Genomic DNA, 25,452 nt, shown 5'->3' with positions numbered 1-25,452 from the left:
AATCATGTATCAAGATCTATATCCTTATATTCAATATTATTTTTCTCCATCAATTGAGTTAATTTCTGCTGAATAATGTCACATAACTGAATTAAGGATTGGACATTAGGATCTTCCACCCCTCTAAAATGATTCATAGTAAATGCGTAAGACTCATCTTCATCCACAAAACCTTGAAGATGCTTCATTTCACCTGTTAGTGAAAGGTTCACAATATTCTCAAAAAGAATGTATTGCATTTTAATCATATCTTGCATTGCAGCTATCAAGTGTTCTCTATAAGTAATCATCTCTTAATTTTTAAAATAAGGTTTTAGGTTCTGCAGGTTCATCAAGATTTATTGCGAGCAGGTCTGCTTCATGATTAGGAAAAGCAAAATCCTGAATATCTCTATCCATTAACCATTCTTTTTCCATTGCCTTTGTAAGGACAACAGGCATACGATGTTTTGTATTGTGAATTTCCGTCATTAATTCATTTGCCTGAGTTGTAACAATAGAAAAGGTTCTAAGTTCTTCTCCGGTTTCCTTATCCGTCCAGTTCCCATATATTCCTCCTAAAGAAATTATGCCGGCATTGGGTAAAGTCAGAAAATGTTTATTCTTCTCCTTTCCTTTGTCATCCAGCCATTTCCATTCGTAGAAGCCTTTAACCAAAACCAAGCACCTGCGGTTATAATTATTTCTGAATGATGGTTTTTCTTCTACCGTTTCAATTTTTGCATTGAGAGTCTGTTTCTGAATCTTCCTGTCTTTAGCCCAGAAAGGAATTAAGCCCCAATTTGCAGTAGTGCAGATTGCAGGATTTTCGTCCAGGATTACCGGAACTAATGCATGAGAAAAACCGTTCAGGAATTTCGTGGGCTTGTACTCTTCGCCCTCAAAACCTACTCCGTAGATTTCTCTTACTTCTTTTTGCGTAAAGCTGGTATCAACGTAATAACACATAATTCAGATCAATTTAACAGGGAACTCAACAGATATTGAAACCACTTTTAACATAAAATTGTGCAAATCAAATTTAATAATAAATTTTTTAGAATGTTGTAAGAAAAAAGTCTGCCTCTGTAAGACAGACTTTAATTTGATTATTGTCGGAGAACTTTTGCCTGGTATTTCAGATCGCCTACAGTGATGTTTAAGAAGTAAATTCCTTTCGGATAATTACTCAGATCAATGGAGGAATTGCGCATATTGTTGAAACTTCTTTCCATGATCTTGCTGCCTACGACGTTAAATACTGAAATATTTCCATGTGCATTTAGGAGAGTTCCATCAACTTTGAAATAAACCGGACCGTCAGTCGGATTAGGATAAAGCATAACTTTTTTGGTGTTCGAAGCATTTTCTGAAATGGCTAAGGTTCCGCCAGCTTCCAGGTAGAGATAATGGAATGCCTGATAGTATTGGTCTACAATTGTTTTGTCGTGGATAATCAGGGTGTTTTCATCATTACGGGTTTCCGCTGATGTACTCCAGTTATGGGAACCTGTAAGGACAATCGGGTCTGAAGCTGCATTAAAATTATCCACCAGCATGAATTTATGATGCATTACTCCAGCACCGCCATATTGTACCATTTTATTGGCACCGATAGCACTTTTCAGTGCAGGAATATCGTTACCGGAAGGATTTTGGGTATCGAAAACGCCCTGAACAGTAGCCAGTCCGTAGTTGTATTTATTAATCAGTGCATCTCTTATATCGTCTCTGGTTATCAACATGGTAGCCACTTCAATATCGCTGTCCGCTGAATTGATTACATTAATGATCTGGGAGGTTACCGCATCAGATGGACTGAAATAGTTCTTTACCACCTTTCCACCGATATTGAAAATATGAGGGGTATTATTTGTTTTATATGGACCGAATTTCGAGGCAGAAGTATTAGGATTTAAACCTGATGATCCCCACATTTCTTCAAATTCCATCTTATAGGCTTGAGCCAGTGCCTGATCCTGAATGGCAATCGCATTATTTTTATCGGGGCCGTCAATCTGTACGGCCGTCCAGTTCGTGGAACCAGACCACACCCAGGGACGATTAGGATCTGAACTGTCTGCATCAAACACGACAAATTTATTATGCATAATTCCGTAGTCTGAGGAAGTGGGACTTGCGAGTTTCGGAATTGAAGCATTTAATAACGGGATCATTTGGCTGCCTGTACTGCCGTCGTAAATGACACGAACGTTTACGCCTCTATTGTATGCATTATTAATAGCTCCGGCAATTCCTGTAGTGGAACTTGATGAGTAGCTGTTATAAATTGCTATATCCAGCGTACTTTGGGTGGCATTGATATAACTGATCAGCATATCATCTAAAGTATTGCCTAAATTCTGTGCCGGCTGATATTGTGAAACAGAAGTACTGACTACATGATTAAAATAGACATTCATTACACCGGTAGAAGCTGATGGTGCTGCAAGTGTAGCGTACCAGTAATCGGTAGCATTTCCGTCTTTCAGAGAATACTGGAAGGTTATAAATTCCGCAGGCTGTATATCCTTTATGATGTAAGTGTACTGCCTGGTACTGTCGGCCTGAACTGCCTTTTGGGTAAAATATTTTGTATTGAACGCCTCAAATGAAACATTCTCATCGAACGTTACCGCAATATGGTCGGGATTGTAAGTGATTGTGTAATCCTTCTCTTTAATGGTAGTTTGACCAAAACATATGGAGGAAAACAAACTTATCAGCAGAGTAAATAAAGTAGATTTTGTATTCATAAGCGTCTGATTTTAAGATGAGAAAAATTTGTAATCAAAGTTAAGATCAAGATTAATAAAAAAGCATTGATTACCCGAAATAATTTTTAATATTTTTAAATAACATAGCGCTTTAGATCGTTTTAAAGAAATTAGCCTTAATTTTAAACCCACGTTACAATATAAATATTCTATCCTTATGCAAAGTGTACCTTTCGATATTAAAGAAATACGGGTGAGCGAATCGTCAATGGGTGGTTATGGCCTGGATGTATTCCTGAAATCAGGTTTGCAGATGAAAAGTAGATTCGAGAGCGAAACCCAGTATAGGGAAGCAATTTCGGCAAAAGGAAATCTAACCCTATTAAAGGAAATATTCCAGGATTGGATTAATAAGGTGCTTAAAGAAAATCCAGATTTTCTTTATTACTACTCAAACTGTGAATTATTTAATGTGAGCTATGAACATATTTTGGTAGATCCTACCGAGACTATTGAGCATAAGTTAAAGGAAAGTATGGAACTGGTTCATTCATGCGCTGTAGAAAAGGGCATTCAGTTTGACGGCTATTTTACCCAACGATGGAAAGATGCTGCAGATACTATTGTAAGTTTTGATGAAGATTATTTTGATGATCCAGATAAGAGAGATTTGTATGTTTATCTTTCCGCCATGGTTGACGATGAAATTTTCGGCTTCCTAGACTCTCTTTATAGGACCTTTGAATTTACAGGATTTGACCGACCACCTTTAACCAAAGAAATTTTAGAACAGAAAATTCATTATCTGACAAAAGAAAAAGGTGTTCGATTTTGAGGTATGATGTAGTGGTATTTATATAAGACTAACAGCCGTTTCACTCGGCTATTATTCAGAATTTTTTCAGTAATCTAAATATTATTTTCCAGAGGAATTAGCGATTGCCTGTTTGTCTTTTAATTCCCTATTTTCTAATTCCAATCTGTAATAAAGCGCAGCCATATCAGCAATTTTATCATTGTACTTTATACTGTCATTATTGCTTTTCAATTTATTCTCGATTACAATCGTGCGGATTTCATCTAAGTTGGTTGATAATTTATGCCGTTCAGCTCGCCAGGAAAGTGAGCTAAGTAAAATACCAACTACCAAACCTATTCCCAAGCCAATCAAAAAATGGTGTGTTTTTGTAAGTTTCATCTTCCGGATTTTTTAATTATTCAAATTCGACTTCGTTTACATCAATATCATTATCCTCCATCATCAGGAATATGTTCTCGTCAATCACCTCGCAAAGTTTAATCAGACGGTTTACGTTAATATCGTCCAGACCTCTGAAATGGTTCATTTTGAACTCGTAAGTTTCACCAATATCCACAGCACCATCTAAATGATGTAACTCCCCTTTCAGCGCAATATTTACAATATTTCCGAAAACAGTGTGGCGATAATCGATTAAATCCTGGATTGCAGTTACTACCTGCTCGCGAGTTGAGGACATAAGTTAATGGTTATGATTTGAAAAAAGCTTAAATCAAATATAAACACTTTTACTGTTTTAATCCTTAAGCTTTTACCTTCATGATCTGATTCAGTTCAGTAGTGTATCTGGGTGATAAGTTCTTCTGATTCATCTTCCAGGTCTTCTGTATATCCATGCTTGCCAATTTGATTTTATCTGCGCCTAATCGTCGGTTCATATAATCCATGACCTGTAAGATAGGTTTATGCTTTTCAAATTGATCTTCTTCAAAAAGACTGGTCATTCTTGCGGTATCGGGTACAAATTCAGTAACCATTACCCCTGCTTTCTTGTATTGAAAATAAGGTAAATAGATTTTATATAGTGCCTGTTTAGCCACTTTTGCCAGCTCAATTGCAGAGTTTGAAGGATTGGGTAAAGTAATCGTAAATGAATTGCTGTATTGTTTGAGATCGGGTTTAAACCGGTCCGTCATGATAAAAACAGTCAGGTATCTGCAGCAGGAATTCTGACGGCGTAATTTCTCGGAGCATTTATAGGCAAATGTTGATACGCGTTCCTCTAAATCCTCAAGCTTATCTGTCCTCTTGTCAAAGGTTCTTGTGGTTGCAATTCCCTTCTTAGGCTTGTGTTCTGTTAGATCGTACTGAGGAATGCCCCGTAATTCTTTATGCATCCTTAGCCCGAAAACTCCCATTTCTTTCTGCACAAAAGCTTCAGGAAGCTGAGTGAAATCCCAGGCTGTTTTTATACCCCTGGCAGAGAACCGATCGTAATACCTTCTGCCGATTCCCCAGATATCTTCGAGCGGAAACCATTTTAATGCTTTCTCAATCTTTTCCGGAGTATCAATAATGTACACTCCTTTAGTTCTTTCAGGAAATTTCTTAGCTATTTTATTGGCTACTTTGGTTAAAGTCTTTGTGGGTGCAATACCAATGCTGGTAGGAATATCCAACCCTCGCAGAACTTTTTCCCTCAGTTCCTCACAATGTTTCTGTAAGTCATAATGCTCATAGCCATGGAAATCAAGGAAGGATTCATCGATGCTGTAAATTTCTATATCCTGGCAGTAACGTCTGCAGATATTTGCGATCCGGTTGCTAATGTCACCATACAGCACAAAGTTCGCAGAGAAAACATGCAAATCTTTTTCCTTTTCCAGGTGTTGAATTTGAAAGTATGGCTGGCCCATGGTAATGCCTAGCTTTTTCGCTTCATTACTTCGGGCAATAGCGCAACCGTCGTTGTTACTTAGAACAACAACCGGTTTATTACGCAAGTCTGGTCGGAAGATCCGCTCGCAGCTCGCGTAGAAATTATTACCATCGATAAGGCCAAACATATATTTTTGTTTTTTATGATAAAATCTAAAACTTGCCGCTTATCCAAAAAACAAATCGATAGCAGAAAAGATAATTTATTAAAAGGGTATAAACTGGGAGAATTGTGTGTTTTAATTTTCTAACCAAGTCTATATCATTTGTAGCGGTAACATTATTATTTAAAATTACAGAATCCGAATCAGTATTGAAGTTTTTATCTTCTTACTTTGGGAACAGCACATCTTCAGTCTTTAATATCAATATTTTGTAGTCATTATTTACCAATTTTTCACTTGATAACTTTAAAAAAATATATTTATCATTCCAATATGCAAGTTCACATGTATCATACTTATTCTGGAGTTCACTGCTTAAATGCTTATTGCTTTCTAAATATCTGAAATTTTCAATGTCCTTTGCAAGTACTACTTGATTACGTAACGAATGTATATATATTAGAACTGCAAAAATTGAAATATGCACCACCGCCAAAATAAGTATACTTATAAAGGCATAAAAAGTAGACCAAAACGCATCCTTTTTTTTTAAATAACCTTCTATTTTTTTTTGCTTATCATCGAGCTGCTCTAGAGTGGTGATACTTTTGAAATAATATTTCTTTACTAACTGTACTACTAACATAATCAGAGATCCCAAGAACATTAGAAATAAAAAAATATAGGAGAAAATGAGTGCCAATGATACGTTTATTGGGAGTGTTCGAAAATCTTCTGAAGGAATGTCAGGTACGACGTAGACTATTATATAGAAAACGACCAATATAAACATAGCTAGCGAACCATATAAACCAATGAAAGGGTCTTGATTTTCAACATAGCTAATAAAAATTTTGCGAGGGTTTAAATTACGCAGTACGATCATGTAAAATATATAAAATATAACAGTAAAGCATAGAATTATTATACCATCACTCACCAACTGTGATACGGAGAAAAAACGTAATGTAGAAAAACCAATCAGCATCAATTCGAGAGTTTGCCATATGCCGCCAATTACCGTCGGAATCAAAACGAAAAGAGGTAAGAAATCCTTGTGATCGGTATAATAAGTCTTTAAAGTACCGAATAAGCTTGATTTTGATGGCTCCATATTTTTAGGCATTTACATTGTTGTAAAGATTTAATTTTTTGCAAGTAATAATAACGCCTATGATTGGCAGCTGGTTTTATTTTGTAAAATTATTTTTGTTTTAATCTACCTATTTCGCAAATTATTTAAATTCCAGGTTGCTACGCCCCACAATTCAAAGTCTGTGTCTTCGGTGATATCCATGTCATTATATGCAGGGTTTTCAGACTGTAATTTGATGGTCTTCATTTTCAACGTATTCTCGTGGTATTTTGGCTTGTACCTTTTGACGAAAAATTCGCCACCATAATACACTACAACAATGTCATTTTCCCTTGGAAATAATCCTTTCTGAACGATCAGGATATTACCGTCAAATATGCCGATTCCCTCCAGGGATGGTCCGGAAACCTTAGCAAAAAAGGTTGTGTCTTTGTCTTTTATCAAGAGCTTTACCAAATCGATTGTGTCCTCCGGAAAATCCAGCGCCGGGCTTTCAAAGCTTCCGTAACCGCCTGCTTTTACCTTGGCCGGTAGAAGGGGGATCAGGATATCTGATTCATTATCAAGACGGTAGAGTTTTATGGAATAGCGGGGTTTCATGGGGCAAAGTTAATGACAATAAAAATTTTAAAAATATTTAAGTCAAAAAATTTATGAAATGATGAAATAAGTGTATCAAACCAAAAAACAATAATTACCAATCCACATCATTTTTTGAAATGCATTTGGACATTTTCTTTTGTACCTGCAGACGATAGTCATAGTTACTATTCATTAGACTCTGCATAAATGAATACTGCGTCGGATTGTAATTAGTTGCAGTGTCCGCGTATTTTTTATAATATTCTTTCTCGGATAAAAATTCTGGCTCAATATCATAGCGTAAACCATAGTTTTTCTTGAGGCATATATACTGGGAAATAATTTCAGGAGCGATTTTTTTAATTTCCGATGGATCATACATTGTCTTGGCACCAATAGAACTAAAAAACCTATTGTATAAATCTGCTTCTTTAAAATCTGGGTGATCACCGTACGAATTGTGACAGACATTCTTAATGTTTGACCACGTTTCCAGATGTACTGTCTGTTCGGCACTAAAAACCTTAAGGTCTTGTAGATTTTTTTTCTGTTTAATCTGGTCTTTGACTTTCTGCAAAGGTAATTCTGCACTTTCAGCGATGCATTTTGCATAACTAGAATTTTGACTATATAAATGTAAAGCAGGTAGCATCAGAAGGAGTAATAAATATAATTGTTTCATAAGATTTTTTTGAGTTATGTATTCGTTGATGTGAGAGAGCAATGTAAGATTTGAATTAGCAGATTAATTTTATTCCTGCCAGATTTTTATTGCCTGGTTGTACAAATAGTCAGCTCTTTTTTGTATTTCAGTTTCGTTCCAATCTTGAATTTTCCTGATTGTGCGTATTGCGGTTTCCATGAAAAGATAAATTTTTATTGTATAAGTTTATATTTCTAAAGTGAGTATGAGTTTAGGCTGCGATGCTTTTAAATCGTTCTCGATCTTAAAAACTATCATTATTAAAACCATTAAAACAATATTATAGTGATTTTTTATGATTTCTTCATCTAAAGGATTTGTACCATGCATATATTTGTTACGAATATCATAGCCATCTGTAAAACGCGATTTGTTTAAGATAAAGTTCAATAAATCACTTTCCCCTTTTGTAAATAATTTTTTCTCATGAGTAACCATCTCAAAATTATTAAGCATTTCCATCGATGGTCGAAGTAAATAATGTAAAGAGAAATAATTTACTACCTCAAATTTGTATAAGACGTGAAGGGTAACGAAGAAAGCCTCGTTTCTAATTCGTAGAAAACCATTATCATCAATAAAGAGGTAATTTTCTTCTATTAATTCTTCCAGACCACGTTGTTGAAAGTCATCAAATTGAGCAACACGAACATCATTTTTTATAAGAAAACTATAGAAATTATCATACTCACTATTAAACAACTCGGGATGATAAAAAATACCAATTTCTGCAAAGAAATTGTTGAAAATTTTCGAAAGCTTGTCCTGGTTAGGATAATAATATTTTTTTTCAGATTTACTTGGAATTTCTGAAAATATTAGTGGCTTAGAACTGATCTGCAATAAATCGCTGTCTATATGACCATCTTCGACAAATATTTTATACTGCTTAAGTAGCGAATCAATTTGTGGGATCGCTGTTAAAATTTTATCTAAATAGCTTTCAGAAGAAATATTTAATTTGACATGAAATTTATTGACTTTATATTTAGAGTTCAGGACGACGTTTACATAATGTAGCAGCAGATCTTCCAGCGATAACTCTCTTTTTTTTAAATAGAGCTGAAACATTTGTATTGAACCTTGAATTATCATCAGTTTTTGATTAAAGGAAACACCAGGGTTATAAGCATTTCTCGAGGACATAAAAATGCCTTCAAAGGTTGATATTTCCGATTTCCTTTTCACTAAATCAATGCAATTAAGCTTATCCAAGATAAACATGTTTTCTTTGATATACTCAAATAATTCTGTTTTGCCGGTAATGTTGTCTAAAAATTTCCCCCCAAATGTAACTTCTAATTTACCATCATGAGATCTAATCTCTTGTGGGATTTCCGAGTCCTTATTCAATACAATTGAAACACCATAAGTTATTCCAGTATTTTGTTCGAAAAATTCTTGAGTAATTTGAGCCGACCTTTTTTTTGCATTTAATTTCGTACGGTCATGTAATTTTAAATTATCGTCAGATTTAGAATGTATAATTAGATCTAAATAATTTAAGTTTGGACTCGGCGCGCTTATGTATTGTAAAATGATATCTTCCTTGTCAGCCAAACTTAAAGTGGAAGGTAAATATAGTCGTGATGAATTATCATCCCTTTTTTCCTCATATTCGCGCAGAATTATCTCAGCAGATAAAATTGGATGTGACAGTAAATAGTTCTTAATCTCATTTTTAAATATATCAACTAATTTTTTATGCTGTAAAACTTCAGAAATTAAATGATTACAGTTAACGAGAATAGAAGAAAAATCTTCTGATGATATTAATTGATGAAAATTAAACTTGTCAATAATTTGCCAAAAACTATTCTTTAGCTGGAAATCCACCTCTGTGTAACTTTGATATAATGTTGAAGAATTTTTATTGATGAAAAATGAAATAATAGCTTTCTTAATTGCGGGAATTTTTAATTTATTTTCTTCTACCTCAATACTGGTCCAGGTGTTTGGAAATAGGTTATGATCAAAAAAAATCAGAACTTGATACAATTCAAGTATATCATTAACGTCAGTAATATTTATCAGATCTAGAGTTGTCATGATCGTTCCAATCCTTGTTAAGGAGCTGAAAATAGAACCGTCATATTTAGAATAAAAGTAAACTCTATGCTGCATCAATATTTATTCAAAATTTAATTTTGGAAGATCGTTTACAATATCGACTGTCTGTATGGAAACATTAATAATACTCAGAAGTAAATCTAAAATATACCGTTGATTGCCTACTTCAGCAGCCCAATCGTTCGGATTATTTGTGATTCCTGAATCTTTGTGCGTGGTGATTTGGTAGCGTTCCATAATCCATTCGATGGCTGATTTACCATTTACAACATACTCATAGGCTTTTGCCGGAATGTTTGAAATTACTATGTTGCTATTATAGATGATCTTGTCTTTCTGGTCCTTTTTAGGGAACTTCATTTTTGTCACCTGGTAATTGTTGCTTTCTGTTACTGAAACGCCAGGATAGGCAGGAACAGCTTCATAATCCAGATGTAAAGCTGCCAATTGACGCCCAGCTTTGGAGAATGCCCAAAAGTCTTTCACATCCTCCAGTAAAGGGAGTTTTGGAAGCATCTTCTTTAGATCGGCAGCAAAAGTTTCTCTGTAATCTTTTGAATGCAGAAATCCATACACGTAATAAAAAATGTCTTCTTTGGTTACATTTTTACCATACTGTTTCTTTGCCTGTTCGTATATAAAATCTGAAATTGCATCTCGTCTAACATAATCAGATTCACTAGGATCGTCAAATAAGCCTTTTTGGATTGTTTTTGGTTCTTCGTAATAATATAGTGGGAAGATTTGTCCATTAGACATTAATTGCAAGTCTGGAATTAAAGCTGTAATGATAACTGAAAAATTCTTACTTCCCCCAGTACCAACGACAGAAATAGCAATATTTTTACCTGAAAATATTTTTGGCAATTGGTATCTTTCTTGGTTTAAATCATCATCAAAATAAGAGTTTATTTTAGTAAATGGTCTATATAAAGTGGTTTTGTATTCATTTTCATTTTCAACAAATAATTTTCCTTTAGAAATTGCATTTTGCCAATCTCTTGTCCAATTTCCTAATTTTGAATCTTTATTAATTTTTAATGATTTATCGGTTAGTAAATTATTGCAATTTTCATTGTAATAATTGATAGTTTTATTAATATTATTTCTTAATGTTTTTTTTGAAAAGTTATAAACCCAAGCATCTCTATTAGTTGCAGTTCCCAAACTTTGAGATATGAAAAAGCTTTTTTCTGATGTCAAATATTTTTTATTTGGTTGTAATTGGACAAAATCATCAAAAGCAGAATTTCTGTGATTAATCCAATCGCCATGCTCATTTGTTTGTAATTCTTGTAATCCTAAATCCCTATTTATGAAAGACTTATTTTCTGAGATAATTTTTAATTTTTCATCCTTTGAAAGATAATCACCAATGTCTTTATAATAGATTTTAGCTTTCTCTCTTTTTGCTTCAGGATTTTTTACTAGAAGAGTTATTGCGATAGGGGTTCTGCTACCTTCTTTAAAAACATTGCCTGCTTCCTTTCTTCTTTGTTCATTACTAGTTCTTGCATTACCCCGAAGGTTAAAAATATAAATAGAGTCGAATTCTTTTTCCAGAGATTTCCTGAAACCATCAGTAGAATTACCATCTAACCATGCCCCATTTGACACAAAAGAAATGATACCCCCATGTTTTGGATCTAACCGATCGGTACTCCATCTAAAGGCTTTTATATAAGCATCGTATAAAGATTTATTCAGGCCAGCATTCGATTCTTTTGCATAGGTGGTTGCAATTTTTTTATCTAATCTTGGGTATGATTGGTTTTTTGCATTATCATTCGCAGATTTTTGACCAATTGAATAAGGAGGATTACCCACTATGATTCGGAGAGGGGTTTTCTGCTGATCCTGAACTCTTTTTGAGTTTTGCGGAAACATTTCATCAAATAACTGTTCGCCCTCTTTTGTTTCACCCAGCTGGAAAGTATCGGTTAAACAAATACCATCAAAAGGATGATAGACTTCCTTGCCAATACCATCATCGGGATCAGGAGTTAAGTCATGGAATACATTTTCGATGTTTATTGAAGCAATGTAATAAGCCAACAAGACAATTTCATTTGCGTGAATTTCTTTCTTGTATTTTCTTTCTAAATCTTCCGGTCTGATTACACCACTTTGGAGTAATCTGGTAATGAAGGTTCCTGTACCAGTAAATGGATCAAGAATGTGTACATTTTCATCTGAAATATTCCGGTTAAATTCTTTTTGAAGTACATCTGCAACGGAGTGAATAATAAAATCGACCACTTCGGTTGGGGTGTAGACAATTCCTAACTGCTCAACCATTTTAGGGAAGGCGGTTTTAAAGAACTTATCGTATAATTCTAAGATGATTTTCTGTTTGCCTTCAGCATTATCAATCCCCGAAGCCCGCATTTTTACGGATTCGTAGAATGATTCTAAAGTTTTAACATCTTCATCAATTGTTTGTTCTTCCAATAAATCTAGCATCTTCTGCATTGATTTACTCATGGGATTATTCTGAACAAACGAATATCCATCGAACAACGCTTCAAAAACAGGTTTTGTAATGATGTGTTGAGAAAGCATATCAACCGCCTGTTCCTGTTCTATGGAAGGGTTAATGCTTTTGCGTAACCCCTTCAGGAAGCGTTCGAATTCCTTAGCATGTTTAGGAGAATCTACAATGAGCTGAATGATGCGTTCCTTTTGTCTGGCTGCAATATCCCCAACGGATTTAGCCCACTGCTCCCAGTAACGGCGATCGCCGACCTTCTGGACCATACGTGCGAACACTGCATTCTGAAGTTCCTCGAACTGGATTTTCAGCTGTTTTTCCAACACTTCAGTTGAACCACCATCGTAAGCGCCTTTCTCGTAGGGTTTGCCGTCGGGAGAAAAACCGGTTGCGACTCCGCCCACTAAAATATTGGATGGTTTTTTCTTATTTAATTCGATTTTGTTTACTGTTGCGTTGAAACGGTCATCGTGAGCACGAAGTGCGTTTAGAACTGTCCAAACCACTTTAAACCGTTCGTTATCATCCAATGCTTCTTCTGCACTTATTGTGGTGGGAACGACGACGGGGATAATAATGTAACCGTACTGCTTTCCTTCGGATAAACGCATCACACGACCAACTGACTGCACCACATCTACCTGGCTATTCCGAGCGGAAAGGAACATCACTGCATCCAGGGAAGGCACATCAACACCTTCGCTTAAGCAGCGTACGTTTGTAAGTACACGGCATTCATTATCTTCCGGTTCGTCTTTCAACCAATCCAAGAGTTTGTTACGCTCTGTTGCCGACATGGTACCATCAATATGATCTGAGGAAACTGAAACCGTATTAACATTGCTTTCCTCGGGAAGTGTATCAATATAGGTATCCGAAACAGAATTTAAAGTCTGGGTAATTGTTTTCGAATTAGCAATTGTAGAACAAAACGCGACCGCTCTACGCATAGGGTTAGGATCGGTAGCTTTTAGCAAACCTTCGTCGCCCAAAACCTGTTTAGATAATGCATTAATGCAGCCAATAAGCTTCGGCATATCATCAACACGGATTTCACTTTCTCCATTGGATATCATTTGCTGAATAACCGGTGGCACGTCAGTTTCACTTAATGTTAGAATAAGAACTTTGTAATCAGTAAGAAGTTTTCTTCCTACCGCTTCCCCAAAACCAATTCTGTAGATTTCCTCACCATAGATTTTTTCATCATCCATTGACCATAAGAGCGCTTCTGCCTGAGCAGCTTTACTTTTTGTCTCCTGGTCGTATAACCGTGGGGTGGCCGTCATGTAAAGCCTCTTTTTAGCTTTAAGAAACTCGTTATCGTGGACTTTGGTGAAGGCAGATTCGTCTTCTGACGCTAATTTGGCACCTGTGGTTCTGTGAGCTTCGTCGCAAATAATGAGATCAAACTCCGCATACTCAGGAAATATTTTACCTAATTCTGCCTGTGCTTTTGCAATAACTTCAATAGATTGGTAAGTTGAGAAAACTACCGTCATCCCTCCGTTGTCATGTGATTTCAATCTATGAAACTGCTGAATAATATTCGGCACATTAGTGGAGGCCGGTAAGGCCAAATCTATTACCGACGTAGTATCGATATCCTCAACTTTAGTTTTTTTCTTGGTAATTTCCGGGTCCGAGCAAATACAAATAGGATTAATTTTTTCCATCGCCTGGGCACTCCACTCATTAAGCGTTTGTCCTAGTAATGCTATGGAAGGAACCAGGAAAAGAATAAGACCTTTTCCAGAGGTTTCATTTTCTGCAATTCGAAGTGATGTAAAGGTTTTACCTGTACCGCAGGCCATGATAAGTTTACCACGGTCATTTTCCTTAAAATAAGTGTGTGTGTTTGTCAGAGCTTCTTTCTGATGGTCTTTGAGTGGGTATTTTTTAGTTCTTGCCTGTTCCCCAGTTATATTATTTTCTAACTTTTCCCAATCAACAGGTGCCTGATTTAAATCGTATATATTTATTCTAGAAACAGGTGGTCTTTGGTTTTTTAAAGATTCTGTGGCGTTATTGGTCCAGTTATTCGATGTGGAAATCCATAAGCATTGTGAGAAATGTGTGGTCTGTAAATCATCATTCTTGAATGATCTGCTTGATGTAGATAAAAACGTGTCAACAGCTTTTTTATCGATTACCGTATTTTCTTCATAACATTTACATTGGATTGCCCAATAATCACCATCAAAAGTTAAGGCTACCAGATCGATACCGGTATCTGTACCTCCTAGATCAGCTTTGGAAGGAAATTCATTCCACATCCAAACTTTTTTAAATATTGCTGTGTATTTGGGATCAGTGAGCAAATAAGCTTTCATTAATCGTTCGAACCGATCCCCTTTGTCTCTTTGGGAAAATGAAATTTTGCGATATTTCTCTAGAACTTTTGTAAAGCTTGTTGCCATTTATGAAATTTAAACGCTAAATATACAAAGAGCAAACGGAAGAAAAAAAGAGAAACCGTAATGTGAGTAAGTAAGTAAGCAAATTCCGGCAAAAGAAAATTTTTATTTTTTTGTTTAGAAATTTACTTATTAAAATAAGGCTAAAGAATGTATTTTAATGAAAGGGCATGATTTGTTTTCGTCGATTTGCACCGGTTTAAGAAGTATTTTTTCAGAAAAAAAATAAAAAAAGTTTTTAGCCAAAAAGTGCTTACTTATCTTACTCACTCCTTTTAACGCAAAGCGGTGCATTTTGCACCGCTAAAACATATTGATATTTGCACCGTATTATTTACATTACTTTTAACTAATTTTCGAATCGATACGGAAGCTTTGGGGTTATGAATTCCTGCTTTTCAGTACTTTGCAGTGATCGGTTTCTTTTATCCACTTCATCATAATCAAATTCCTTCACCGGATATACATAAGCATGGTTTTTTGAATATCTCTGAAAGCCGTGTTTCTTTAAGGCTTTACCGATCTTATTTACGGTACCGTCTGTCACATGGAGGTTACCGAGTTCTGCTAATCGGACAGCAATTTGGGAAGTGTTGTAGAATTTATTTGCAGTTTCTTTGGTGGCTGGTTCAAACCATGTAAGTAGTAATTCTTCCTCAGGGCTTTTAAGTTGGTACTGTTCATTGTTCGCGTTGATGTCTTTGATCTCCTCCTGATTGAACCAATGGCGGAAACCGTCCTGGTACAATTTATAAGCCTGCGCATAACAAAGATTTATATCTACTTCATGTTGGTATTCGATGTTTTCGAGCTCGAAGCATAAGAAGCGACGGGAACCGGTGGTGTCGTTAAGGAACTGGGCGGTGTTTACGCTGCCGGCGAAGCTGGCACGGCGTGGCATGTTTTCGTTGTTGTGGCCGTAGGCTTTTCGCATTCTGATATGGGTTTTAGTGATGAGTTCTTTGAGTGAACCGATTTCTGTACGGTTCAGGTTTTCGAGTTCGTCCAGGTTAATAAGCATGCACTCTGCCAGGTGGATCAGCGTATCTTTATTGTTAGGATTTACGGTTCCGGAGAAGATATACTGCTTCAGTTCCAGAGGCATTAGCTTTTCTATCCACGTTGTTTTACCCAGTCCCTGTTTTCCGGAAAAGACAATTACTGTCTGGTTGATTTGCTTTTCGTTGATAACGCAGGCAACCATAGCAACAAACCACTTTTTAAAACATTCTTTCCAGAGATCAGGTTTTGTGGTGGTGATAGTTAAGGCAAGCTCTTCGATGTGGTCTTTATCACCCGTATATTCCACCAAATTTTCAAAATAATCTTTGAAGGGATCGTACATTTCGCAGAAGTCTGAGTGAAGCAGGTTCCGGAGGGAGTTGATGCTGCAGCGTACTTTTGCTTTCTGGATTTCTCTCAGGATTGAGTTTTCTTTAAAGTCGGTGATGTATTTCCAGGTCTTTCCGTTTACTCTCCGGTATTCAAGTTTCCCCAAGACTTCATTGTAACGGAATTTATAGCGATTGTTTAAGAAGGTTTCGAGCTTGTCGATGTGGGCGGGTTCTTCCTCCTCCTCTATTGTCATGATTCCTTCTTGGTTTGTTGGCGCGGATGATTCACCTGAATTTTTCCTTATGCTCGCAGATTGCTCAGATTTTGCGGATTTTTTTTGTGGCTGATAGTCATCGGTAGCATGTTCGGAGGTATTTGAGTATGCGCTTTTTACAGCGGTCATTACTTCCTGGGTGTTGTAGTCGTAATCGGCGAGGATATAGCCCAGGGCTAAGGATTCGGGAACTCCTTTTCTGTTCAGGTTGTTGGCGAGAGTGAAAACAAAGTAATTGCGGCTGCCTTCAATAAACTGATATTTCTTTTCGGTGAACTGGATGCAGTGATGGTACAGTACATCGTAATTGATGGGTGTTGGGTTCTGGATGCTGGGTTCTGATGCAGGCGGTTTTATCTCAGGTTGTTCTTGTGGTTCAGTCACCGAAAATTCTTTTGAATTCTCATTCAGATACAGTTCAGGATCGTAGGAAAAGAAACAAAGTCGGGTGATGTCTTTGCCTGATTTGTCGATTTCCAGCTGCAAAAGATTTTCGAAGTACTCCTGAAGCTTTAAGAATGTTTCTTTGTGTTCGGTTTTCCCGGTACTGACCTTCACAAATATTTTCAGTCCGTTTCCCGATGGACTTGTGAATACCGCAAATACAAATTCGTTTTTCTGCAGGTTTTCTTTAGATTCGGTAAGCTTTTCTTTGGTGATCTTGTCGATGTCCAGAACTACTAAAGCATTGTAATTTGACAGGAATTCCATTTTTCTACCGCCTTTAAAGGTTGCTGAGGGTGTGAATGCCGGAAGTGATTTTTTGGCTCTTTCTGCAGCTTCTTTTTTGTCTTCAGTAAGGGATTTCCGGAGGTAAGTGATGGCATTGCGGTAGGTTCCGTTTTTGATATCGTCGAGAATTTTCAGAATGTCCTTCTGTTCTACAACTTCATTAAAGTTTTTGAATATGGTGGATTTCATGAGTGTTGGATGTTAGATGTTAGGTGCCGGGTGGCAGCAAGGATTTTTAAAGTTTTCGAAAAGAGCCCAAAGCATAAGCATGGGCTCTCTGGGAACAATAGAAAGGAAAACGAAGAATACTACTTAGCAAATGCTTTGTTATGGTACTCCGCAAGAAATTTCTCAATATCTTCCATTTTATAGTAGATCTTATTACCTACCTGTGAGAAGGCCACTTTACCCTCATCGCGCCACGCCTGACCGGTTCTCTGAGAAACGCCCATAATTTGGAGAAAGGTTTTGTTGTCTATAAAAGATTGTTGGGGGGATGCAGTTTTCTTCTCGAGCTGCACCAAAAGATTTTCAATTTTGATAATTAGCTCGTCGATCTGATCTGAAGTGAATGTCGTTGCTTCCATAATAATATTTGTTTTAAGATTATGGAGCAAAGGAAAAAAGAAGCTTAAAGTCTCATTGGTCTCATTTGGTCTCATGAGACTAAGTTATTTGTAATGTATTACTAATCAATGTTTTGAAAAAATAAACAGATGTTTAAAAATGAGACTAGAATTTTACCTGATTCTCCAAGTTCGGATCTTTATCATTTCTGGTTGGAGAAAGATATGTTCGGATGGTATCAAAGGAAAGTGCGTTGCCTTCTTCATCTGCAAAGTTATCGCAAATGAATGTAGCCATGTCCCCTATCTTACCCTGTAAGTACGCATGACCTGTTGGTTTAAGCTCAAACATCATCTGCTTAATTGCATTCGTTAGAATATTCTGTGGACCGTTTAGACGGATTTTTTCTTTAGTACCATCTGGTTTATGAGTATTGGAAATTTCTACCTGCAATTCACTTTTAAGCTGAGACAGGGTTCTGATTTTTTTAATCAGTTTCTCGCATGAGATATCGTAATCGCACAGTTTTTTATTATGCATTATGATATCTGCTTCCTGATATTCCAGAATCTCAGAAGTAAGGAAAAGAATCTTAGCATTTTCAGACTGCATTCTTTCAACACTTTGCTTAGTCTCAACAAATGAAAAGTGACGATCTTCTGACAATGCGTTGATATTCGTTCTATTCAGTCCCATGAGACCGGGTGCTGCTTGCTGAGACTTCAATGAATTTCTTTTACCTTCCAGGCAACTTATCAATTTAATCAGTCGAAGTTCAGCGCACTTCCCGACGAAAAGTTCAGCATTAACCGTAAGCAGTTTTTCGAACTTATTGATCCAGGTCATACTGTCATCAGCAAAATCACAATGATGGGTAAGGAAATCACAAAATTCAGAATGCTTTAGTGCGAACGCCTTATTTATTAACTGCTGGCAGTATTCGTTACAATCCCGAGCATCCGAATGAATGATGTCGAATTGGGAACTTATTGCCTGTGAGGGGGTACGTGTTGTTAATTGTGGAAAATTTACCGTTTCAAGGAGCTTGTGGGGATGCGCCATAACGTTATTGGTTATTTCAAGTTAAATTTGTTAATGTTTAAACAGTTTCCTGTTATGTTTTGTTAATTGACAAAAATACCCTCATGAATAGCCAAATATTCATATATTTTTCATCGTTTTTGTGTTAAAACGAATATAGTAAATTGAATGCATATAAAAGTAATCACCCCATAATTTGGAGTGATTCTATTTATTATATACCTGATTTTAAATCGGATATTTTTTTGGGATTGTAAATTTATATGATATACTGGTCTACAGCTTTATCAAGTTCCTCATTCATGACTTTAGCATAAATCTGAGTGGTTGAAATTTTTGTATGATCCATAAGCTTGCTCACATATTCTATACGCATCCCATTATTCAATGCATGAGTTGCGAAGGTGTGGCGGCTTAAATGAAAATGAAGATTAAATGGAAAACCGAGATTTTTTCCTATCTGGCGAAGGTGGATATTACAGAGGACGTTAGAATTACAAATTAATTTTCGTTTCTCTTCTGCTGATGATCTATCAAAAATTTCAGTTGAAATAACCGGAAATACTAAAGAGTCCTTTTCGCCGCTTACATCATAATACTTCATTAATATCGATATTGCGGTAGGACCAATTTTTACGCGATGTACTCTACCAGACTTATTAATTTTTCTTTCAATAATTCCCTCAGTCAAATTAATTTCACTCCATCTCAAACAAACACAATCCCTGTATCGAAAACCTGCTGCTGAAACTGCAAACACAAACATATTCTGAAATAATTGACCCTTCTTACCATGTGAGTGAGAATAGTTTTTCAAGCGTTCGAATTCGTCCATATTGAGGGATCTTCTAGTTGCGCTTTCCATTTTAATTTTGATTTTATCAAAGGGATATGAATTTTTATCTACCAACTGTTCGTCAATAGCAGAATTAAAAATCATAGATAAAGGCGTCAAACACGACTTAACAGTTACACCACTATTTTTAAGTACTGACTCCATATAATGAACATAATCTTTAATAAGGGGAACATCAATTTCGTTTATCAAAAGATTTTCATTTTGAACGAAATTAGAAAACTTTTCTATCCATTGTATGTAATTGTATAATGTGTCTTCAGACCACTTACTACATTGTTGTTTAAAAACCTTGTCTTTATATGGGAAAAATTTTGTACCGTTTTCTCCCTTTAAAGCTTTTTTTATTTCGTATGCGGTAACATTTTTAGTCTTCTTCTCAATTTCCAAAGCCATAATGCTTGCATCCGCAATTTTCTGAGCCAACACCGCATTCATCCTGGTTGAATTTGGATAGTTTTTTCGAACCTTCTGCCGGTCCTGATCCCATTGGTTTCTATTAAGCTTGATTCCAGTAAAAATAAATTTTGTTTTACGATTCTGGATTACTCTGATGTACAAGGGGGAATTCCCAGCTTTGTCCTCGCTTTGAGTCTTTAGGATAAGTTTTAATGATGCCATTGTAATAAAATTTAAGAGTTATTTTTTACGAAAAATTGTTTCAAATCTTTCGCAACATCTAGGAAAAATAGGGCTGATTTCTGGCGGCAAAATCTACTTGAAAGGTATAACAAGTGGTACAACAAACTCTTAATTACGATACTTTCAATTACTTCAGAATACATAATAGAATAATAAAAAAACCCTATTCATCACTATTTGAGCGAAAAGTAAGGCAATGCAGAGAAAAATATTTATATTTGTTCAATATGGAAATTCGCACAAAGCACAACGTTTCAAAAGAGATTTTACTAAAGGCTTTCCACCACATGATGCTTGCCAAGGCTATGGCAGACATTTATGAAGAAAACCGAAACATCACGAAATACGTCCACAGCACCTCACGCGGGCACGAAGCGATTCAACTTGCCACCGCTTATCAACTGACCAAAGATGACTGGGTTTCGCCTTACTACCGTGACGAAAGTATACTGATGGGAATTGGTTTTGAACCTTACCGTTTGATGTTACAGCTTTTGGCAAAAGCTGATGATCCATTTTCAGGCGGCCGTTCTTACTACTCTCACCCTTCCAGCCGTGAAGAAAATCTACCGAAAATCATTCACCAAAGTTCGGCAACAGGCATGCAGGCCATACCAACAACAGGAGTTGCGCAGGGCATCAAATATATTCAGGAGTTTAGTTTAAAGACTTTCGAAAACAATCCTGTTGTAGTCTGCAGTTTCGGGGATAATTCAGTTACAGAAGGCGAAGTTTCAGAAGCTTTTCAGTTTGCGGCCCTTCATCAGCTCCCTATTATTTTTCTTGTACAGGATAATGAGTGGGGAATTTCAGTAACCAAGGAAGAAGCCCGTACTTCAGATGCCTACGATTTTGCTGCAGGTTTTGTTGGTTTGAACAGAATGCGGGTAGACGGAACTGATTTTGTGGCAAGTTTTGAAGCCATGAAAAAAGCGGTTGATTTTGTTCGTACAGAAAGAAAACCAATGCTCGTGTGTGCAAAGACTGTATTAATTGGCCACCACACTTCCGGCGTCCGTCGCGAATTTTACCGCGATGAAGAAGATCTGGCAAAACACCGAGCCAAAGATCCGGGAAACATTTTAAGAAATACACTTACAGAAGACGGAATCAGCGAGGATCTTTTGAAACAGATTGAAAAGAAAGCAAGACTCGAAGCCGAACAGGCATTCCAAAAAGCGATTGCTGCGGAAGATCCAAAAGCAGATACTGTAAAAAACCATGTTTTTGCACCTACGCCTATTACCGAAGAAGTGGGGGAACGTGAACCGAAAGGCCAGGAAAAAATAGTCATGGTAGATGCTGCCATTCACGCGATTCAGGAAATCATGTGGAAACATCCGGAAGCTTTATTATATGGTCAGGATGTCGGCGAAAGGATTGGCGGAGTTTTCCGGGAAGCCGTGACTTTGGGCCAGAAGTTTGGGAATAAACGAGTTTTCAATACCGCGATTCAGGAAGCATATATTATAGGATCAACGGTTGGCATGAGCGCCGTTGGACTGAAACCTATTGTTGAAGTTCAGTTTGCTGATTATATTTATCCCGGCATCAACCAGTTGATTACAGAGATTTCAAAATCAAATTACTTATCCAACGGAAAATTTCCGGTGAGCAATATCATCCGTGTCCCTATTGGAGCTTACGGCGGCGGGGGTCCCTATCACAGTGGAAGTATCGAAAGCATACTCGCCAACATTAAAGGAATTAAAGTTGCCTACCCAAGCAATGCTGCAGATTTTAAAGGATTGCTGAAAGCGGCCTATTATGACCCTAATCCGGTCGTGATGCTTGAACATAAAGGCTTATACTGGAGTAAAGTTCCAGGCACCGAAGACGCTAAAACCATAGAACCTGCCGAAGATTATATTTTGCCTTTAGGAAAAGGAAATATTCTTCTTCAAGCAGATCAATCAGAAACAGAAAAAGGGAGAACCATGGCGGTTGTAACCTACGGAATGGGCGTTTACTGGGCAAAACAAGCAGCTAAAAACCATGAAGGAAAAGTTGAAATCATCGACTTGCGGACATTGATTCCGCTGGATGAAAATTTAGTATTCGAAAGGGTGAAACTTCACGGAAAATGTTTGGTTTTGACCGAAGAGCAGCTCAATAATTCCTTTGCGGAAGCTTTTGCACACCGTATTTCCAAAAACTGTTTCCGTTATCTCGATACACCCGTCGAAGCTATGGGTTCACTGGATCTGCCTGCAGTTCCGATCAACTTGGTTTTAGAAAAAGAGATGTTGCCCAACGCAGAAAAGGTTTCTGCAAAAATCAAGGAAATTCTGACTCAGTAAAACTGTTTTTTTGGCGCACATTTCCGGCTATCCATTACAATCTTTTTTTGCCAACGTATTTGCCGGAGTAAAAAAAAGGATTTCCATTGCTATCCGGGGCGCGGGAAGAATCTTTAATTAAGCACCGTATTTTAACAAAACAGTGAATCAATAAAGTTTGATTTTAGTATTTTTGTGGAAACCTTCCACATAAAATGTCTGAAAACATCAAGCAAAAAATAGAAGAACTGCGTGCGGAACTTCATCAGCACAATTACAGTTATTACACACTGGATGAACCTACCATTTCAGATTTTGAATTTGATCTGAAATTGAAGGAGCTTCAGGAGCTGGAAGAAAAATACCCAGAATTTTACGACTGCAACTCTCCTACTTCCCGCGTTGGCGGCGGAGTCACCAAAAATTTCCCGACAGTTCAGCACCAGTTCAGAATGTATTCCCTTGATAATTCCTACGATTTCGATGATCTTGAAGACTGGGAAAAACGCGTTCAAAAAACCTTGAATGAACCGGTTGAATTTGTAGCTGAACTTAAATATGATGGAGCGTCGATTTCCATTTTATATGAAAACGGCAAACTCAAGGAAGCCGTCACCCGCGGTGATGGTTTTCAGGGCGATGAAATTACCCCAAATGTGAAGACAATTTCAGAAATTCCAATGCAGCTTCACGGTGATTTCCCGGAGCGGTTTTTTATACGCGGTGAAATCTATCTGACCAGAAAAAACTTCAATAAAATCAATATAAGACGCGAGGAAGAAGGTTTGGACCCATTTATGAATCCACGAAACACCGCTTCTGGAAGTCTGAAAATTCAGGACTCCGCGGAAGTGAGAAAGCGCGGACTTTCAGCGGTTCTGTATCAGTATATTTCCGGTGATTTCCCTGTTAAAACACATTGGCAACTGCTTCAGAAAACAAAATCCTGGGGATTCCGTATTTCAGAACAGGCAAAACTTTGTAAAACGCTGGACGAAGTAAAAGAATTCATCAGTTTCTGGGACATTGAAAGACACAAACTAGGCTTCGACATCGACGGAATTGTTGTAAAGGTTAACGATTTGGCTCAGCAGAAGAATTTAGGTTATACCGCTAAATCCCCGCGATGGGCGATGGCTTATAAATTCAAAGCCGAAAAAGTGGAAACCGAACTACAGGCCGTTACTTACCAGGTCGGAAGAACGGGCGCTATTACTCCCGTTGCCAATCTGAAACCTGTTCTGCTGGCCGGAACCGTTGTTAAAAGAGCAAGTCTGCATAATGAAGATATCATCAAAAAACTGGGTCTTCACGAACACGATTTTGTGTATGTTGAAAAAGGAGGCGAAATTATTCCGAAAATCGTTGGGGTAAATCTTGAAAAAAGAAATCCGGAAAATCCGGAAATTGAGTACATAAAAAACTGCCCTGAGTGTGGAACAGAACTCGTTAAAGTTGAAGATCAGGCGATTCATTTCTGCCCGAACGAACTGCACTGCCCGCCGCAGGTTGTAGGTAGAATGATACATTACGTTTCCCGAAAGGCGCTGAACATCGATAATCTTGGTGCAGAAACTATTGAACAACTTTACCGCGAAAAACTCGTTGAAAATCCTGCCGACTTTTATGCTATAACCAAAGAACAGCTTCTTCCGCTGGAAAGAATGGCGGAAAAATCTGCACAGAATATCATTGACGGAATTGAAAAATCTAAGACCGTTCCTTTTGAGAAAGTATTATTCGGAATCGGAATTAAACATGTGGGCGAAACCGTTGCAAAGAAACTGGCAAAGAACTTTAATTCCATAGATGATCTTCAGAAGGCTACTGCGGAAGAACTGGTACAGGTAGAAGACATAGGCGGTAAAATCGCGGACAGTATCATCGCATTCTTTCAGAACTCCGAAAATATTCTGATGGTAGAGCGATTGAAATCCTATGGCGTCCAGCTGGAAAGAGGTGAAAACACGAACGAAGTTTTAAGCAACGTCCTCGAAAACAAGACTTTTCTGTTCACCGGGAAACTTTCTCTTTTCACGCGGGATGATGCCGAAGAAATGGTGGAAAAACATGGCGGTAAAAATATTTCTGCTGTTTCCAAAAATCTCAATTATCTTGTCGTTGGCGAAAAAGCAGGGAGCAAACTGAAAAAAGCACAGGAAATCGGAACCATAGAAATTCTGGATGAGCAGCAGTTCCTGGATTTACTGGGAAATCAATCCTAAAAACCCAAAACATACCAGTAATAAAAAACCCTTTAAAACTTACGTCTTAAAGGGTTTAAATGTAAACCGTGAAATTTACAAGGCGGAGGAACAGGGATTCGAACCCCGGGACCTGTTACAGTCAACAGTTTTCAAGACTGCCGCAATCGACCACTCTGCCATTCCTCCAGTCAAATGATTTCTCATTTTCAGTGGTGCAAATATAAAGAGCTTTTGTTTACCGACCAAATATTTTTTTGACAAATATCCTAAAAACCTAGTATTCAAAGGGAAAAATTTAATTCTTAGCAATATTTAACCCTAAATAAACAGCGCCAAATCCGATAATCACACTCAAGAGAATATAAAAAGCAAGCATAACATAATTTCCGTTCTCCCAAAGCGAAATATTTTCCGCGGAAAAAGTAGAGAATGTGGTGAACCCGCCACAAAATCCTGTAATAAGAAGGAATTTCAGATAATTATCTGCCTTAAGAAAATAAGCACTGAAAATTCCGATGAGAAAACAGCCAATCATGTTGACGGCAAAAGTTCCCATCGGAAACGTGTTGATGTTCCATAATTTCTGGGTGTAATTGGAAACCAGAAAGCGCATAACGCTTCCGAGTCCACCGCCAATAAATATATAAAACAGGTTTCTCATC

The 25,452-nt window shown here is 37.1% G+C and carries 19 protein-coding genes and 1 tRNA gene; 3 read left to right on the top strand and 17 right to left on the bottom strand.

The features are described 5' to 3' along the window. Positions 1 to 2: 2 nt before the first annotated feature. From KTV93_RS11445 to KTV93_RS11435, 3 genes are all read right to left on the bottom strand, one after another. The gene (locus KTV93_RS11445) at positions 3 to 290 is read right to left on the bottom strand and encodes a hypothetical protein (RefSeq protein ID WP_218249100.1); all 288 of its coding nucleotides are present in this window, start codon (positions 288 to 290) and stop codon (positions 3 to 5) included. Between the two features lie 10 nt (positions 291 to 300). After that, positions 301 to 948 carry an SOS response-associated peptidase gene (locus KTV93_RS11440; RefSeq protein WP_218249099.1) on the bottom strand — a complete coding sequence of 216 codons (648 nt, stop codon included), beginning with the start codon at positions 946 to 948 and terminating at the stop codon, positions 301 to 303. A 140-nt stretch (positions 949 to 1,088) separates the two neighbouring features. Then, complete coding sequence (locus KTV93_RS11435; RefSeq protein ID WP_218249098.1) at positions 1,089 to 2,735, bottom strand: phospholipase D-like domain-containing protein; 1,647 nt, start codon at positions 2,733 to 2,735, stop codon at positions 1,089 to 1,091. 178 nt (positions 2,736 to 2,913) lie between these two features. Between KTV93_RS11435 and KTV93_RS11430 the strand changes: the two genes are divergently transcribed. Further along, complete coding sequence (locus KTV93_RS11430) at positions 2,914 to 3,531, top strand: hypothetical protein (protein WP_218249097.1); 618 nt, start codon at positions 2,914 to 2,916, stop codon at positions 3,529 to 3,531. 81 nt (positions 3,532 to 3,612) lie between these two features. Here KTV93_RS11430 and KTV93_RS11425 read toward each other — a convergent pair whose 3' ends face one another. The 12 genes from KTV93_RS11425 to KTV93_RS11370 all read right to left on the bottom strand — a co-directional run bounded on the left by KTV93_RS11425 (position 3,613) and on the right by KTV93_RS11370 (position 20,283). Continuing rightward, positions 3,613 to 3,894: a YtxH domain-containing protein gene (locus tag KTV93_RS11425; protein ID WP_218249096.1), complete on the bottom strand. Its 282-nt coding sequence runs from the start codon at positions 3,892 to 3,894 to the stop codon at positions 3,613 to 3,615. 16 nt (positions 3,895 to 3,910) lie between these two features. Continuing rightward, positions 3,911 to 4,195, bottom strand: coding sequence for a hypothetical protein (locus KTV93_RS11420; RefSeq protein WP_218249095.1), 285 nt, complete (start codon positions 4,193 to 4,195; stop codon positions 3,911 to 3,913). Between the two features lie 64 nt (positions 4,196 to 4,259). Then, on the bottom strand, positions 4,260 to 5,522 hold the full coding sequence (locus tag KTV93_RS11415; protein ID WP_218249094.1) for a Y-family DNA polymerase: 1,263 nt from the start codon (positions 5,520 to 5,522) through the stop codon (positions 4,260 to 4,262). 202 nt (positions 5,523 to 5,724) lie between these two features. Next, the gene (locus tag KTV93_RS11410) at positions 5,725 to 6,624 is read right to left on the bottom strand and encodes a hypothetical protein (protein ID WP_218249093.1); all 900 of its coding nucleotides are present in this window, start codon (positions 6,622 to 6,624) and stop codon (positions 5,725 to 5,727) included. 93 nt (positions 6,625 to 6,717) lie between these two features. Continuing rightward, positions 6,718 to 7,194: a LexA family protein gene (locus KTV93_RS11405; protein WP_218249092.1), complete on the bottom strand. Its 477-nt coding sequence runs from the start codon at positions 7,192 to 7,194 to the stop codon at positions 6,718 to 6,720. 94 nt (positions 7,195 to 7,288) lie between these two features. Beyond that, positions 7,289 to 7,858: a hypothetical protein gene (locus tag KTV93_RS11400; protein ID WP_218249091.1), complete on the bottom strand. Its 570-nt coding sequence runs from the start codon at positions 7,856 to 7,858 to the stop codon at positions 7,289 to 7,291. 207 nt (positions 7,859 to 8,065) lie between these two features. Further along, positions 8,066 to 9,928 carry a hypothetical protein gene (locus KTV93_RS11395; protein ID WP_218249090.1) on the bottom strand — a complete coding sequence of 621 codons (1,863 nt, stop codon included), beginning with the start codon at positions 9,926 to 9,928 and terminating at the stop codon, positions 8,066 to 8,068. 81 nt (positions 9,929 to 10,009) lie between these two features. Further along, positions 10,010 to 14,860, bottom strand: a complete 4,851-nt coding sequence (locus KTV93_RS11390) for a DEAD/DEAH box helicase (RefSeq protein ID WP_218249089.1) — start codon at positions 14,858 to 14,860, stop codon at positions 10,010 to 10,012. A 346-nt stretch (positions 14,861 to 15,206) separates the two neighbouring features. Continuing rightward, a complete protein-coding gene (locus KTV93_RS11385) occupies positions 15,207 to 17,387 on the bottom strand; it encodes a virulence-associated E family protein (RefSeq protein WP_218249088.1) in 2,181 nt (726 codons plus the stop codon). Between the two features lie 119 nt (positions 17,388 to 17,506). Further along, the gene (locus KTV93_RS11380; protein WP_230259160.1) at positions 17,507 to 17,860 is read right to left on the bottom strand and encodes a helix-turn-helix domain-containing protein; all 354 of its coding nucleotides are present in this window, start codon (positions 17,858 to 17,860) and stop codon (positions 17,507 to 17,509) included. A 70-nt stretch (positions 17,861 to 17,930) separates the two neighbouring features. Continuing rightward, entirely contained in the window at positions 17,931 to 18,827 is an 897-nt protein-coding gene (locus KTV93_RS11375; RefSeq protein WP_218249087.1) for a hypothetical protein, read from the bottom strand. 238 nt (positions 18,828 to 19,065) lie between these two features. Then, a complete protein-coding gene (locus tag KTV93_RS11370; RefSeq protein ID WP_218249086.1) occupies positions 19,066 to 20,283 on the bottom strand; it encodes a site-specific integrase in 1,218 nt (405 codons plus the stop codon). Between the two features lie 248 nt (positions 20,284 to 20,531). Between KTV93_RS11370 and KTV93_RS11365 the strand changes: the two genes are divergently transcribed. Both KTV93_RS11365 and ligA read left to right on the top strand, forming a co-directional pair. After that, on the top strand, positions 20,532 to 22,604 hold the full coding sequence (locus KTV93_RS11365; RefSeq protein WP_218249085.1) for an alpha-ketoacid dehydrogenase subunit alpha/beta: 2,073 nt from the start codon (positions 20,532 to 20,534) through the stop codon (positions 22,602 to 22,604). Between the two features lie 194 nt (positions 22,605 to 22,798). After that, positions 22,799 to 24,808, top strand: coding sequence for an NAD-dependent DNA ligase LigA (ligA, locus tag KTV93_RS11360; RefSeq protein ID WP_218249084.1), 2,010 nt, complete (start codon positions 22,799 to 22,801; stop codon positions 24,806 to 24,808). 83 nt (positions 24,809 to 24,891) lie between these two features. Here ligA and KTV93_RS11355 read toward each other — a convergent pair. Then, a tRNA-Ser gene (locus KTV93_RS11355) sits at positions 24,892 to 24,976 on the bottom strand. A gap of 109 nt (positions 24,977 to 25,085) precedes the next feature. After that, a complete protein-coding gene (gene crcB, locus KTV93_RS11350) occupies positions 25,086 to 25,451 on the bottom strand; it encodes a fluoride efflux transporter CrcB (protein ID WP_218249083.1) in 366 nt (121 codons plus the stop codon). Between the last annotated feature and the right edge of the window lies 1 nt (position 25,452).

It is taken from the genome of Kaistella faecalis, from assembly GCF_019195395.1.
Taxonomy (GTDB): domain Bacteria; phylum Bacteroidota; class Bacteroidia; order Flavobacteriales; family Weeksellaceae; genus Kaistella; species Kaistella faecalis.
Note: the sequence above shows the minus strand (reverse complement) of the source record. Positions and strands in the feature narration are given on the sequence as shown.